This window comes from Alteromonas sp. AWJ4_199 (assembly GCF_056159165.1).
This window is the reverse complement of sequence record NZ_JBSWUR010000002.1, coordinates 66,116-79,786: the sequence shown is the minus strand read 5'-3', so window position 1 is coordinate 79,786 and position 13,671 is coordinate 66,116. Positions and strand designations below refer to the sequence as shown.

Below are 13,671 nucleotides of genomic sequence, written 5' to 3'. Positions count from 1 at the left end.
TGCTTAGGCAAGGTTATAGAAAATACGGACGCTTAGCTCAGTTGGGAGAGCATCGCCCTTACAAGGCGAGGGTCACTGGTTCAAGCCCAGTAGCGTCCACCACTTCTTCACAGTGGCTAAATAGTGAAGTCAAAATATGGACGCTTAGCTCAGTTGGGAGAGCATCGCCCTTACAAGGCGAGGGTCACTGGTTCAAGCCCAGTAGCGTCCACCACTTCTTCACCGTGGTTAAACAGTGAAATCATAAAGATGGACGCTTAGCTCAGTTGGGAGAGCATCGCCCTTACAAGGCGAGGGTCACTGGTTCAAGCCCAGTAGCGTCCACCACTTCTTCACCGTGGTTAAACAGTGAAATCATAAAGATGGACGCTTAGCTCAGTTGGGAGAGCATCGCCCTTACAAGGCGAGGGTCACTGGTTCAAGCCCAGTAGCGTCCACCATCCCTTTCAAGTCTTTTTAGAATCAACATCTATATTTTTTATTAACGACAGTTTCACCTTATCTTTATCTCGAAATTTCACAAAGCAACTCATACTCAGTACCAATCAAACCTCTTGAAAAACACGCTACTCAAGCTGCGCGGTTGGTTACTACTTAGCTCTGCCAAGCTTCACTTCCAAAATCGCACCAAGCGCTTAACCACCCTAGTCGCCACGATACTCAAATAGCCATATGGCTACGAATAACCTCAACTGTGCGTTAGCTCGCTGACAAGCTATACTTTAGAGATAATTAACGTGGTATGGTAATGACCATAACGTTCTAAAGGCTATCCTTTAATGAAATTGCACTTAGCTAAAAATACTAAGTTGTTAATTGCTGAAGATCAGGTGCTGGCTAAAAGCCACATGCACTACGCCCTTGAGCAGCTAGGTTTCAGAAACATGGACTATGTTGATAGGCCCTCTAATGCCCTGTCAGCGTTACAAGAACACACTTATGACGCCATCATTTGTTCCTATAATTTACGCTCGGAACAAGGCGGTTATTTTTTACTCGAGCAACTCAATGAGTCTCACTCGCTTCCCCTCACCAGCGCATTTATCTTCACTAGTGCAGACACGTCAGCAGATACTGTTCATGCAATCATTGAACTGCAGCCAGACGAATTCATTGCCAAGCCATTTTCCGTTAACGAATTAGACCGTCGACTTTCTCGCGTTCTAGCGAGAAAAAAAGCCTTCAAAAATGTTTATTCGTTCATGGACAAACAAGACTATGAAAAGGCGCTAGCCGAGGTTGAGTATTTCTTACTGCAACCCGAGAATGCCGAGCACTTTCCTCTTGCAATGAAGATTAAAGGTGATTTGTTTATTATCACAGAGAGATTCCAAGAAGCTATTCCCTTCTTTGAATCAATAATCAACATACAAGATTTTAGCTGGGCAAAAATGGGGATAGCAAAATGTCTGCTTGCACTCGATGAACTGGACGATGCCGAGAGAGAAATCATCCAACTGGCCACACGCCCTGACTCTGCATTAGAAGCATACGACTTACTCACCAAACTTCAGATTAAACAATCATCGTTTGATGATGCTCTTGAATGCACAACACTTGCATGCAACATTTCTCCTCAGAACATCCCTAGGCATCAGATCGCAATAAACCTTGCGCGTATCACTCACGATTACGAGAGTCAGTTTAACAGTGCGAAGAAAGTCGTGCGCTACGCAAAAAACTCAATCCACGATAAACCAGATATTTATCTAACTGCAGCGAGAGCAGGCGTTGATTTTGCCATGACATCTGAGCCCGAGCACGTAAATAGCATAGTCAAACAAACCAGTGAATTCTTGCGGCAGTTGAAGAGGGCTCATCCTAAAGCGCTATTGAACGATGAACTAACGGTCATCGACGCACGCCTCCACTATTTGAAAGACGATACAGTAAAGGCACAGATGCTCTTGTCAGACTTTCATACCGATCATGCACAACACCACTCTACCGAAGCGCTGCTTGATAGAGCAAAAGCCCTTCACGAAGTGGGGATGAAAAAAGAGTCTCTAGCAATTTTGGACGCCATTTCATCAAGGCACCATGAGGCGAATGACGAACTCAATCTTGTGGCGACCTATTTAAAACAAGAGAAAAAAGAAAAAGAAACCATTTCACTCAGCCCTAAAGTGCTCAATAACACCGCCGTTACACAGTATAAACGAGGTAATTTAGAGCAGTCTTACACAACTTTCGCTCAAGCATTTCAAGTTATGCCCAAAAACCCTTCTATCGCGCTTAATTACCTTCAAGCAATAGTGAGGGCCAGAAAAGCAAACGCGCCTATGCTTCCCAATACTGTCTCGGCCATCAAAAAATGCAGAGAAACACTTGAGTCGGCAGCTTTGTCTGAAGAGCAGTATGTTCGCTACGAGAACGTAAAAAGCATTCTAAAAAGCGAATGATAACGACTGTTATACACTACACTGTTTTACACGATTAATTAATTGCAGTAGACGACAACCGTTTCGTGATAGATTTTGTCTTTATACTCAAGCTCGTGACTAAACGTCATTCCCAGCTTTTTCATAATATTGATAGACGCACTATTTTGCGGGTTTGCAATAGCAGAGAATTTTTCAACACCAATATCATACAGCGCTTCTTTAACAGACTCCGCAGCCTCTGTTGCGTAGCCCTTGCCCCACGTATGGCGCTTAAAACGCCACCCTAATTCCATATTGTCACTTTCAGGGTTTTGTGTGAAAAAACCGAAGGGACGAACTAAAATCCAACCAATGCTTTCTTTTTCAGCTAACGTTTCTACTCGCCACAGTCCCCACCCTAGAGCTTGGTTAGAGTAGGCTTGAAAACGAGGGACAAAAATATCACGGATATCTTCTTTTGAAGACCTCTTACCACCGTTGATAAACTTCATAACAAGCTCGTCTTGGTCGAGCTCCCATAAAAAGTCGGCGTCTTTTTCGGTGATATAGTGGTAGGAAAGGCGCGCACTGTCCTTGATATGCATATACTTCCTTTGTCATTATTATTTTTAATATACTTACATCGCAGAATATAGCTTATTTTTACAACAAACCAAACTTATTCGATGCTTTTTATTCTGGCCTACATCTTCCCTTAACGTAGGAATAGTTTGCTAGCCTCCTAGCATAGCTAGATGCTTAGTGGCCCCTGTTTTTCCTTCATGTAGATAATGGGTTTCGTGCTTTTGACCCAACACATCTTGTAAAAAAGCGACCACATCATCCACATTACCATTAGCAAGTAGATGTCTCATGTCGATCCCATTTTCGCTAAACAAACATAGATGTAACTTTCCTGGGGCCGAAACACGTAGCCGATTACAGGTTTTACAAAAATCTTTGCTGTAGGGCATGATTAAGCCAATTTTACCAGCATAGTCTGGGTGGTAAAACTCTTGCGCTGGCCCCGCATCTTTCCTACGTAACAAAGGCTGCCAGCCCATTTCTAACAACGTATTCTTTAGCGGCGTACCACTTTGATGTTGCTTATTGAAAAATTGATTTAAATCGCCTGTTTCCATTAACTCAATAAAACGGAGCGTCACCGGCATATCTTTAAGCCAAGCAAGAAACCTATGTAGGCGGCTATCGGAAAAATCGTTGAGTAAGACAGAGTTCACTTTCACGTCTAAGCCGGCATCAATTGCTGCATCTAACCCTCGCAGTACAGCTTTAAGCTTGTCTTGTCCTGTTATAGCAGCAAACTGACGGGGATCTAAACTGTCAATACTGACATTTACTTGATGTAACCCTGCTTCTTTCCACTGATGCGCAAACTTTTCCATTCGCGCTCCGTGTGTTGTCATCGCTACACGCTCTATACCCGGTGTATTGCTGGTTAGCTGTAAAATATCAAGAAAGTCTCTTCGCAGCGTTGGTTCGCCGCCTGTTAGACGTACTTTCGACGTACCTAGCTTAGCGAACGCTTGAAGCAAGGTATCAATTTCATTTAATGTCATAAATTGATCGCTCGTTGGGCCTTCATACCCGTCAGGCAAACAGTACTGACAACGAAAGTTGCACGCTTCGGTCACTGACAAACGTAAATAATGAAACTGCCTACCGAAACTATCTTCTAACAAACCAACTCCTTAATCCTTTGCTGCTTCATGAATCGCTACAGAGATTTTTAGACGTTACAAAAACCAGCAAATTATTGAGTAAATAACAAGGTAACTAAATTAAACTACCTTAGTGTACGCGGGGTGAAATTAAAATTAAACACATTCGTTGCTATAAATAAGACCATTTTAATCTCTAGCCTATTTCAAAACGTATTACAAAAGGCGAAAATAAATAAGTATGGGCAAGCTTGTTCAAATTCTAAAAAAGTGTTTACACCGAATTATTTTCTATATCTTTCCGCTCTTAGTACAGTAAACCAAACAATAAAGCACACTATAAAATGAGAAAAAACCGTTTTCCTACTAATGTCGACGAACCTGTTAAATGGCACGTTCTCTCACAGCTATGGCCTTATCTTCTCGAGTTTAAGCAACGCGTATTTTTAGCCCTGCTGTGCCTAGTAGCAGCGAAGCTTGCAAGTATTGGCCTGCCCTACGTGCTGAAGTACACTGTTGATAGCTTAAATGGCGATGTAACCACGTTAGCTTTGGCGGTTCCTATTAGTTTGATCGTGGCCTACGGAACGCTGCGCTTATTGAATGTGTTACTTGGCGAAGTGCGTGATACGCTATTTGGTAGGGTGACTGAGCGCGCCATGCGCCGTTTAGGGCTCAAAGTCTTCAAACATTTGCACAACTTAGATTTAGGTTTTCATTTAAATCGACGCACAGGCGGATTGTCGCGTGATATCGAGCGCGGTACCAACGGCGTTAGTTTTCTCATGCGTTTTATGGTGTTTAATATTGTCCCTACCCTGCTAGAGATCGCCCTTGTAGTCGGCTTGCTCTTATTTCAGTTTGGCGTATCTTTCGCGCTGATAATTGTGCTCAGCGTTGTGGCCTATATTGGTTTTTCAATGAAAGCGACGGATTGGCGCACTCGCTTTGTCACACAAATGAATGAAGCAGATTCAACCACTAACTCCCGAGCTGTAGACAGTCTACTTAATTTTGAAACCGTAAAATACTTTAACAACGAATCGTTTGAAGCCAATCGCTACGACACGGATTTAGCAACATGGGAAAAGGCGCGAAGGAAAAACCGCTTGTCGCTATTTGCACTAAACGGTGGGCAAGCCGCCATCATCGCTATCGCTATGACATCTATGATGGCAAACGCCGCCTTTGGCGTCATGAATGGCGAGATGACCATAGGTGACTTTGTTTTGATAAACGCGTTCACTATGCAAATTTTTATGCCCTTAAATTTCTTGGGGTTTGTGTACCGTGAAATTCGAGGGAGCCTTGCGAATATCGATAAGTTGTTTGACCTTCTCGCCCAAACTCCGGCCATAAAAGATGCCCACGACGCTACAGAATTAACCTGTGCGAACCCCGCACTGCGATTTAACAATGTTCATTTTGCATACACTGATAATCGACAGATACTTAACGGCTTAAGCTTTAATGTACCGCCAGGCTCAAAAGTAGCGGTAGTGGGTGAAAGCGGCGCGGGAAAATCAACGCTGATGAAACTACTCTTTCGGTTTTATGAGCCTCAACAGGGCGACATCACGATAAATGGAAAAGACATCGCATCGGTTACGCAACAAAGTCTGCGTTCACATATCGGTATTGTCCCTCAGGATACGGTGCTGTTTAACACTACCTTGCTTGAGAACATTCGCTACGGTAACCCTGACGCCAGCGATGAAGACATTAAACACGTCATCAAACTAGCGCACCTTGAAGCATTTGTAGAAAGCTTACCTGAAAAGCTAGACACAACGGTAGGTGAGCGAGGCCTGAAACTTTCTGGCGGCGAAAAGCAGCGCGTATCTATCGCAAGGGCCTTACTTAAAGGCGCGCCAATCATGATTTTTGATGAAGCCACCAGCTCGTTAGACAGTACGTCAGAGCGTGCAATATTAGCGGCCCTTCGAGACGCGGCCAAGGGACACACCAGTTTAGTCATCGCCCATAGACTGTCCACCATTGTGGATGCCGACAAGATCCTTGTACTCAAAAACGGTACCATAGTAGAGGAAGGGACACACGCTTATTTACTTGAGCAAGGTGGTGAATACGCAGCACTATGGCAAGCGCAACTGCGTGAAGATGAAAAGCATAACGAAAATACCCAGACAAAAGGTAACCAGTAAATGGATCCAACGCTTATCAAAGCCGCTATTAATCAAGTCATGCCCTTTGGCAAATACGCGGGAAGACGTCTATTTCATTTACCTGAGCCCTATTTAGTCTGGTTTCACAAGCAAGGCTTTCCAGAAAACAAGCTTGGCGAGCAGCTTGCTTTAATGTATGAGATTAAGCTAAACGGCTTAGAGTCTGTTGTAGAGCCCCTGTTAAATGAAGATTGATTTTATTTCGCTTCATGCTCTCAAAACTAGAACTTGATTAACTACCTTTTTCGTTCAAACGACGCCATCTCGCTACATTAAGAGATAGTGTAAAAAAGTGCGAGAACGTCGCAGATTGCGAAATTTCTCTTTCAACAAGCCTATACACTTTATTAATAATAGTAAAAACGCCAGAAGATTTATGTTTGCAAGACCCAGAAAGCAACGTCGAAGTGACGTGAACCAACGTATTAAAACTATTCACAGTGCGATAGCAGACAAGCTGATGTCTCATCCCGAACTTTTTGAGCAAGTTGAACAAACCTTGGAAATGCGTTATCAAAACAAAATGATGCGTTACGGTAGCTACCTGCTTTGGAAGGGGATTATAGAAGCCCGCAATGAGCCTGACGTATTTAAAGCCCTGTTATTAGCCGATGATGAGCGCACCGCTAACTTAAGGCGAGAAACTATTTTCACGGGTATATTGAGCGAGCAAGAAAGAGAACAACTGCTGTAAAAAAACGGGCAGCGTTTATTTCGCTGCCCATTTTTGATACCAGTACGATGTGCGTTTAGGGATTGGTACTATCTATTACGCATTACGCATTACGCATTACGCATTACGCATTACGCATTACGCAAATGATCAGCCACCAAGAATGCCATTTCAAGTACTTGGTCTGCATTTAAGCGCGGGTCGCATTGCGTTTTGTAGGCTTGCGCTAAGTCTTCATCGCTAATTTCATAAGCACCGCCAGTACATTCAGTTACGTGCTGACCGGTCATTTCAAGGTGAATACCACCTGCGTGTGTGCCTTCTGCTTCATGCGCTTGGAAGAACTGTTTAATTTCTTTCAAAATCGCATCGAAATTACGGGTTTTATAACCGCTAGATGCCGAGAACGTGTTGCCGTGCATCGGGTCAGAGCTCCACACTACATGTCTGCCTTCAGCTTTCACTTTACGCAATAAGCGTGGCAAATTGTCGGCTAAATTATCGGCGCCCATACGTGTAATTAGCGTTAAACGACCTGGATCGTTTAGCGGGTTAAGCGCATCAATCAAACGGATAAGCTCGTCTTCTTGCATGCTTGGCCCCACTTTCACACCAATTGGATTGTGAATACCACGGAAAAACTCAACGTGCGCATGGTCAAGTTGACGGGTACGCTCGCCAATCCACACCATGTGAGCCGAACAATCGTAAGGCTTGCCGGTAAGGGTATCGATGCGTGTTAGCGCCTGCTCATAGTTCAACAGCAATGCTTCATGCGACGTAAACAGTGAAGTCTCGTGCAGCGTAGAACTGGTTTGTGCGTTAATACCAATAACATCCATAAACTCAAGGGTATCTTGAATACGGTTGGCCATATCAGAATAACGCTCTTTAAGCGGATTGTTTTCAACGAACGCCATGTTCCAGCGGTTAACTTCATGAAGGTCGGCCAAACCACCTTGTGCGAACGCGCGAAGTAAATTAAGTGTTGATGCACTGCGATGGTAGGCTTCCAACAAACGGTCAGGATCTGGTCGACGGGCCGCTTCGGTAAATTCGAAGTTATTGATGATATCACCACGATAGCTTGGCAAAGTCACGCCACCGCGGGTTTCGAAATCTGATGAGCGCGGCTTGGCGTACTGGCCTGCCATACGGGCAACCTTAGTTACCGGACAACGACCAGCAAAGGTAAGCACAATGGCCATTTGAAGAATAACTTTAAAGGTATCGCGAATTTTAGGCGCATTAAATTCGTCAAACGACTCAGCACAGTCGCCGCCTTGTAAAAGAAAGCCTTTACCCAAGCTCACTTCTCCTAGCTGGCGTCTAAGCTCACGGGCTTCAGCAGCAAATACAAGCGGTGGATAAGAACTTAATGTTTGCTCTACTTCTTTTAAACGTACTTTGTCGTCGTACTCTGGTTGCTGAAGAATAGGTTTATCTCTCCAACTGTCTACTTGCCAATTACTCAACGGTGTTCTCCTGAATAAAAAACGTAGGGCAAACGTTTTACTGAAAATATACATTCAAGCTAGATGCTTCGAATAAAAAGACTGTAACGCGCTTAACAGTGCGTCTGTAGCGCTTTTTTCTAATCAGTCTAATGTGAAAATGTGAATCAAAAATAATGCTGGGAGCACTTTACCACATTTATTCTAGGGAAATAGGTGCGCAAACTTGAATTTCTAGAAAGTTATCGTGCTTGCTTATAGCAAAATGGCATTCAAACACACTTTCTAAGTTTGTTTGCGTGGCCACCTCTTGTGGCTTACCGAACGCTACCATGCGACCTTTTTGCATAAGCCATAAACTATCGCAGTAGTTGGCACTAAGCGCGATATCGTGAGACGTCATAAGTAGGGTATTCCCTTTATCGCAAAGGAATTTTACCAAACTAGCCAGTGCATATTGATGCCTTATATCAAGTCCTTGCAATGGTTCGTCTAAAAGCACAACCCCCTCTCCGCGCTCTAACTGCCGCCATATTTGCAAAAGCGAACGACAAATTTCTACTCGCTGACGCTCACCGCCAGAAAGCTGGGTGACAATTTGGTTCAAGAAACCCGATATTTCGAGTGCTTTTTCTAAAACCGGAGGAATTAGTTCATCTTGCTGTGCTGTTGCATAAAAGCTTAGGTATTCTTTTACCGACAAGTGAAAACCACTTTCGCTTTGTTGCGCCAATAAGGTGCGCACACTCGCAAGTGTTGCCAGCGACCAATCGTTCATTGGTTTACCTAGCAGCATGACTGTGCCCTCATCAGCGCCAATAAGGCCCGCAAGAGTAAGCAGCAGTGTTGATTTCCCTGCCCCATTTGGCCCTATAATGTGAACGCACTCGCCTTTTTTTGCACGTAAACCTTCCACCGAAAGTCGCGATGCCACTTTTACATTCTGTAAGCTTAAAACGGTATGGCTATCTGCTAGGTTATGGCTATTCGCTGGGCTATTGCTATCAGCAACGTCATCTTTAACGCTAACGTTTTGCTTAGGGTAACTAATTATGGTGTCTTGCTCACTAGCATTTATTCGTTCATCTATTTGTTCATTAATGCCAGAATCAGGGCGTTGCTGGGTACTAAAATTTTTTGTCGTCATTTCATTTGCCCCTCCACTACCCTTTTATTTGACCTTTTGCTAATGCCCAAATTAGTAATGGACCGCCTAAGGTAGCCGTCACCATTGAAACCGGAAGCGTTATGGCACGGGTCATTTCAGAACTTAACGCAACCAGCATCAATAGACTTGCCCCACTTAACGCACTTAGTGGCAACAAATAGCGATTATTATGCCCGATGATCAAGCGCAAAATATGCGGTACTAATAAACCCACAAAAGCAATAGAGCCCGCCATGGAAACCGCAGTGCCTACAGCAATAGCGCAGGCAATGAGTGCGCGCTCAGTGAGTTTTTCCACATCCACACCACTGCTTTTTGCTGCAAGTTCACCGGCATAGAGTTTGTTTAAATCGCCAGCGAAATAAAGCTGTAATGCGACAGCAACAGCGATTAATGGGCCGCCCACTGACAAAATTAACCAGTTAGTTTGGTACAAACTACCCATTAACCAGAAAGTAAGATTGCGCAGGGCATTAGCGTCGCTGAACATGTAAAGCCACGCTATAACGGCGCCGCTAAGAGTAGAGATCGCAATACCTGCTAGAATAACAGCCGTAGAGGAGCCCAGCAGTTTTCTTGCTAAGCGGTAGATAATAAATGTAGATAACAACGCACCAATAAAACATCCCATAGGAAGCAAATAGTGTAGGTACGCTGCAGCCCATTGTGGGGTTAGCAGTAGCAAAAGCGCAGCAACCAAGCTTGCGCCACTCGTAATGCCGATAATTCCCGGGTCTGCCAAAGGGTTTCGCAGCACTACTTGCAAGGTAGCGCCACTTGCAGACAGTGCAGCTCCTACTAAACACGCAGTAAGAATAAGCGGTATTTGAAGCTGAACAATAATATGCTGTTTTAGTTCAGCCGCCGTATCAGACAGCCCTGTCACGCTAACAATACCTACCACACCAATGATGAGTGACAAAAGTACTGTTATTACAACCAAAGTGACGGCGGTGCGTTTAGTTCCTGTCATTGTCAATATGGGTTCTCAACGTGGGCTTTCGAGATGATTTATCAATATGACTTGCGTTTATTGTTGTTGGGTTTGTTTAATATGCGCAATCAAACCGTCCGACGCTTCTTCGATAAGATCCAACACCAGCTCAAAGCCGCGCTTGCCGCCATAATAAGGATCAGGAACTTCCTTATCGTCTGCATTTGCAAAATCAAGAAACAACTTAATTTTATCGTGATATTGGCTTGGCGACATACCGTGCAAATTAGCAAGGTTGCTGTTATCCATGGCAAGAATGAAATCGAATCGTTCAAAGTCGCTTTCATCCACACGTCGGCATTTTAGCCCTTTGAAACTGTAGCCTCGTTCTACGCCTGCGGCTTGCGAACGCTTATCGGGCGGGTTACCAATGTGATAGCCGTGGGTTCCCGCTGAGTCAATTTCAATATTTAATCCGGCTTGTGCAGCCTTGTGTTTGAACACGGCTTCTGCGGTTGGAGAACGACAAATATTACCCAAACACACGAACAACACCGATGTAGATTGTTTCATTCAAATTCCTATTTCAACACAGTGACGGAGCGCGACTAAACTTTCAGCCTAGTTTCACGTATGATACGCCGTCAGAAAAATTGTGGAGTTAGTATGACCGCACATGTACTTATGCTAAGTAGCTCACGCCAAGGCGACGAGGCTTACTTAGAGCACGCTAGAGCACTTATTTTTGCACACTTGGGCGAAATTCGCGACCTTCTATTTGTTCCTTATGCCGCCATAACTCAAACGTACGATAGCTATGTAGACGCCGTTGCTACCGCCCTGCCAGAGTGCAAGATTACTGGGCTACATTCCGTTGAAGACCCGGTTGCCGCGGTAAATAACGCAAAGAAAAACGGCCAAGCCATTGTTGTAGGCGGTGGAAACACCTTTCACCTGCTTTCTACCCTTTATGCAAACGCGCTTATTGTGCCAATAAAGCACGCCATCGCCGATTGCACGCCTTATATTGGCTGGAGTGCAGGTTCGAATATTTGTGGTCAATCAATTAGAACCACTAACGACATGCCCATTATCGAGCCGCCGAGTTTTGATGCACTAGATATCGTGCCGTTTCAGTTGAACCCGCACTATACCGATTATCAGCCGCCGGGCCACAATGGTGAAACCCGCGACCAACGTTTGGCTGAGTTCACCACGCTTAATCCAACCACGCCAGTCGTTGCTATTCGCGAGGGCACAGCGCTGCGCCTTACTAATAATCAACTTACCCTAGTGGGTGAAAAAGACGGCTTTATCTTTCTAGGTGAAGAAAAAACGCCAATTCATTCAGGTGATGATTTAACTTATTTGCTTGATAGCGGCGAATAGCGCCTCATCGCTAGGCGCTATCTGGTAGGGAATTTCTGCCAGTAGCGGCTCGGGTAACATGGCTTTAAGAGAATGCAGATTCTCTTGGTATCGCGTCATGTTACCTGTGATGTCGTTCGCAACCCATCCTTTAATGGTAAGTCCATCGGCGCGAATTGCTTCTGCAGTTAATAACGCATGATTTAAGCAACCCAAACGCATGCCTACAACTAAAATCACATCCATTTTGAGTGTTTTCACAACATCAGAAAGATAGTAAGTGGGCGTATACTCATCACCTACCGTTAGCGGTAAACGCCACCCACCTGCACCTTCCATTAACAGAAGATCGGGTTGATAGGCGTGCAGTTCGTCAAGCCCTTTTGCAATCTCGTCAAACGTTAACGCAACACCTTCTTCAAGGGCTGCAATATGTGGTGCAATAGCCGGCTTTAGTGCAATTGGGTTTATTTGATGCAAAGGAAGTGTCTGTCCACTTTCTTCGTTGTTTTCATTTGCGCTTTTTAGCTCGTTATTGTCTGTAATTTTAATGGCTTTATTTGCGCGTATTTTGGAGCACGCGTTCTGAATAGTTAGCGCATCTTCGTTAACCCACTCGCCGTTTATCTGTTCGCATCCGGCTGCAATAGGCTTGTAGCCAATGGCGCTTAACGAGGATTTTTGCGCAGCTTGTAGTAGTTGGCAGGTAACATAGGTTTTACCTACTTCGGTGTCGGTACCGGTAATGAAATACTGCTTCATCGTTTTTCCAATCTAAAATGACTTACGCGGTAGGTAAGCGGTAACTGACTTTCTACACCGCTCATATTGCTGTAAGCCATGGCTAATTTTTTAATATCTCGACGGGTGAGCGGCGGTTGTCTTCGGCCGGTCTCTCCTGCCCCAACTCCCTTCACAGAGCGTAATAGCGACATAATATCGCAGTGAGTATCGACATAGTCCTTAGTAATCACCCGTTGCAAAGAAAGACCCGACTGCTTAAAGCCATTTACCCATTGTGCGGTTGTTGGCATATAGGTTTCAGCCTGTGGAAGCTGCGCTACTTTGCGCGCCGTTTTAAGCTCACTAAATGAACCCGCCACCATAATCGCCAGCTCGGCAATACCACTCTTTTCAAGCACTCGCGCTATCTCATTAGCAACAAGCCCAGTATCGCTAACCCACTGAAGCGCCATAGATGAAAATACGGTTGAAAATTGGCTATCAGAGAAAGGCAAATCAACAGCACTACCTTCTACGAAAATGGGGTCAGAGTACATTTTGCTGGCCTGAGCCAACATGCCCCCGGCAATGTCTACGCCAGTTGCAGCTGCACCTTTATTTGCAAGGGTTTGGGTATGAATGCCAGTACCACAGCCGATATCAAGAACCGTACCCTGTAAGTCTATCGGTAAGTTCGCTAATGCCTGCTTAGCAATAATGCGCTGAACACTCGCAATACTGTTGTACTGCGCAGCCGCTTTTGAAAAGCGATGTGCCACGTCCTGCTCGTTAATTGCTGAAGCAGAATCATTGCGTTCAGCTTTTGCAGCACCTTTAGTTGTTATAGAGCCTTCAGCTGTAATATAGCTCTCAGTCTTAGCGTTTTCCTCAGCATTCAAATGTGCCGCAGCTTTGGAAGAGCAATCAGAAGGGTAAGCAGTTTTAACTGTGAGAGTCCCTTTAGCGTTGGTCGCTCTCTCAGATTCAAAAGATGTCTCGGACGAAAAAGCCCCGTTTGCCTTGAAAGTCGCCTGCGCCGCGTCACGCGACAGCTTACCGTCGAAGAGACTTCTCGATTCTGCCGACATAGCAGCTTTTATAGCGGGACTTAGTGACATCG

The 13,671-nt window shown here is 44.8% G+C and carries 13 protein-coding genes and 4 tRNA genes; 9 read left to right on the top strand and 8 right to left on the bottom strand.

Annotated features, from left to right (window positions below; genetic code table 11):
• Positions 1-26 precede the first annotated feature (26 nt).
• The 5 genes from ACXAER_RS15265 to ACXAER_RS15245 all read left to right on the top strand — a co-directional run bounded on the left by ACXAER_RS15265 (position 27) and on the right by ACXAER_RS15245 (position 2,402).
• A tRNA-Val gene (locus ACXAER_RS15265) sits at positions 27-102 on the top strand.
• A 36-nt stretch (positions 103-138) separates the two neighbouring features.
• Positions 139-214 (top strand) — tRNA-Val (locus ACXAER_RS15260).
• A 37-nt stretch (positions 215-251) separates the two neighbouring features.
• Positions 252-327, top strand: a tRNA-Val gene (locus ACXAER_RS15255).
• Positions 328-364: 37 nt separating this feature from the next.
• Positions 365-440, top strand: a tRNA-Val gene (locus tag ACXAER_RS15250).
• 339 nt (positions 441-779) lie between these two features.
• Positions 780-2,402 carry a response regulator gene (locus tag ACXAER_RS15245; protein WP_474830749.1) on the top strand — a complete coding sequence of 541 codons (1,623 nt, stop codon included), beginning with the start codon at positions 780-782 and terminating at the stop codon, positions 2,400-2,402.
• A gap of 38 nt (positions 2,403-2,440) precedes the next feature.
• On the opposite strand, the gene ACXAER_RS15240 is transcribed toward ACXAER_RS15245, so the two are convergent.
• Positions 2,441-2,968 carry a GNAT family N-acetyltransferase gene (locus ACXAER_RS15240; RefSeq protein ID WP_474830747.1) on the bottom strand — a complete coding sequence of 176 codons (528 nt, stop codon included), beginning with the start codon at positions 2,966-2,968 and terminating at the stop codon, positions 2,441-2,443.
• Positions 2,969-3,097: 129 nt separating this feature from the next.
• Entirely contained in the window at positions 3,098-4,066 is a 969-nt protein-coding gene (gene moaA / locus ACXAER_RS15235; protein WP_474830745.1) for a GTP 3',8-cyclase MoaA, read from the bottom strand.
• Positions 4,067-4,389: 323 nt separating this feature from the next.
• On the opposite strand from moaA, the gene ACXAER_RS15230 reads away from it, so the two are divergent.
• From ACXAER_RS15230 to ACXAER_RS15220, 3 genes are all read left to right on the top strand, one after another.
• Positions 4,390-6,210, top strand: coding sequence for an ABCB family ABC transporter ATP-binding protein/permease (locus ACXAER_RS15230; protein ID WP_474830743.1), 1,821 nt, complete (start codon positions 4,390-4,392; stop codon positions 6,208-6,210).
• Positions 6,211-6,426: a DUF3820 family protein gene (locus ACXAER_RS15225; protein WP_136781007.1), complete on the top strand. Its 216-nt coding sequence runs from the start codon at positions 6,211-6,213 to the stop codon at positions 6,424-6,426.
• A 181-nt stretch (positions 6,427-6,607) separates the two neighbouring features.
• The gene (locus ACXAER_RS15220) at positions 6,608-6,925 is read left to right on the top strand and encodes a hypothetical protein (RefSeq protein ID WP_474830741.1); all 318 of its coding nucleotides are present in this window, start codon (positions 6,608-6,610) and stop codon (positions 6,923-6,925) included.
• Positions 6,926-7,035: 110 nt separating this feature from the next.
• Here the strand turns inward: ACXAER_RS15220 and ACXAER_RS15215 are convergent, their stop codons facing one another.
• The 4 genes from ACXAER_RS15215 to ACXAER_RS15200 all read right to left on the bottom strand — a co-directional run bounded on the left by ACXAER_RS15215 (position 7,036) and on the right by ACXAER_RS15200 (position 11,033).
• Positions 7,036-8,379 (bottom strand): class II 3-deoxy-7-phosphoheptulonate synthase, encoded by a 1,344-nt coding sequence (locus ACXAER_RS15215; protein ID WP_474830739.1) that lies wholly within the window; start codon positions 8,377-8,379, stop codon positions 7,036-7,038.
• Positions 8,380-8,557: 178 nt separating this feature from the next.
• Positions 8,558-9,505, bottom strand: coding sequence for an ATP-binding cassette domain-containing protein (locus tag ACXAER_RS15210; RefSeq protein WP_474830737.1), 948 nt, complete (start codon positions 9,503-9,505; stop codon positions 8,558-8,560).
• A gap of 16 nt (positions 9,506-9,521) precedes the next feature.
• Positions 9,522-10,499, bottom strand: coding sequence for a FecCD family ABC transporter permease (locus tag ACXAER_RS15205; protein WP_474830735.1), 978 nt, complete (start codon positions 10,497-10,499; stop codon positions 9,522-9,524).
• 57 nt (positions 10,500-10,556) lie between these two features.
• Positions 10,557-11,033, bottom strand: coding sequence for a low molecular weight protein-tyrosine-phosphatase (locus ACXAER_RS15200; protein WP_014948910.1), 477 nt, complete (start codon positions 11,031-11,033; stop codon positions 10,557-10,559).
• Positions 11,034-11,126: 93 nt separating this feature from the next.
• Here ACXAER_RS15200 and pepE point away from each other — a divergent pair, with 93 nt between their 5' ends.
• Positions 11,127-11,849, top strand: coding sequence for a dipeptidase PepE (gene pepE, locus ACXAER_RS15195; protein ID WP_474830732.1), 723 nt, complete (start codon positions 11,127-11,129; stop codon positions 11,847-11,849).
• Here pepE and bioD read toward each other — a convergent pair.
• Positions 11,820-12,590 (bottom strand): dethiobiotin synthase, encoded by a 771-nt coding sequence (gene bioD, locus ACXAER_RS15190; protein WP_474830730.1) that lies wholly within the window; start codon positions 12,588-12,590, stop codon positions 11,820-11,822. The two genes, pepE and bioD, sit on opposite strands and share 30 nt — an antisense overlap.
• Positions 12,587-13,669 carry a methyltransferase domain-containing protein gene (locus tag ACXAER_RS15185; protein WP_474830728.1) on the bottom strand — a complete coding sequence of 361 codons (1,083 nt, stop codon included), beginning with the start codon at positions 13,667-13,669 and terminating at the stop codon, positions 12,587-12,589. The genes bioD and ACXAER_RS15185 overlap by 4 nt, the downstream gene beginning before the upstream one ends.
• Positions 13,670-13,671 lie beyond the last annotated feature (2 nt).

What these genes read in the sequence shown, in the direction of transcription:
- ACXAER_RS15245 (WP_474830749.1), top strand. Translation starts at nt 780, where the DNA reads ATGAAATTGCACTTAGCTAAAAATACTAAGTTGTTAATTGCTGAAGAT.
- ACXAER_RS15240 (WP_474830747.1), bottom strand. Translation starts at nt 2,968, where the DNA reads ATGCATATCAAGGACAGTGCGCGCCTTTCCTACCACTATATCACCGAA.
- ACXAER_RS15230 (WP_474830743.1), top strand. Translation starts at nt 4,390, where the DNA reads ATGAGAAAAAACCGTTTTCCTACTAATGTCGACGAACCTGTTAAATGG.
- ACXAER_RS15225 (WP_136781007.1), top strand. Translation starts at nt 6,211, where the DNA reads ATGGATCCAACGCTTATCAAAGCCGCTATTAATCAAGTCATGCCCTTT.
- ACXAER_RS15220 (WP_474830741.1), top strand. Translation starts at nt 6,608, where the DNA reads ATGTTTGCAAGACCCAGAAAGCAACGTCGAAGTGACGTGAACCAACGT.
- ACXAER_RS15210 (WP_474830737.1), bottom strand. Translation starts at nt 9,505, where the DNA reads ATGACGACAAAAAATTTTAGTACCCAGCAACGCCCTGATTCTGGCATT.
- ACXAER_RS15205 (WP_474830735.1), bottom strand. Translation starts at nt 10,499, where the DNA reads ATGACAGGAACTAAACGCACCGCCGTCACTTTGGTTGTAATAACAGTA.
- ACXAER_RS15200 (WP_014948910.1), bottom strand. Translation starts at nt 11,033, where the DNA reads ATGAAACAATCTACATCGGTGTTGTTCGTGTGTTTGGGTAATATTTGT.
- pepE (WP_474830732.1), top strand. Translation starts at nt 11,127, where the DNA reads ATGACCGCACATGTACTTATGCTAAGTAGCTCACGCCAAGGCGACGAG.
- bioD (WP_474830730.1), bottom strand. Translation starts at nt 12,590, where the DNA reads ATGAAGCAGTATTTCATTACCGGTACCGACACCGAAGTAGGTAAAACC.
- ACXAER_RS15185 (WP_474830728.1), bottom strand. Translation starts at nt 13,669, where the DNA reads ATGTCACTAAGTCCCGCTATAAAAGCTGCTATGTCGGCAGAATCGAGA.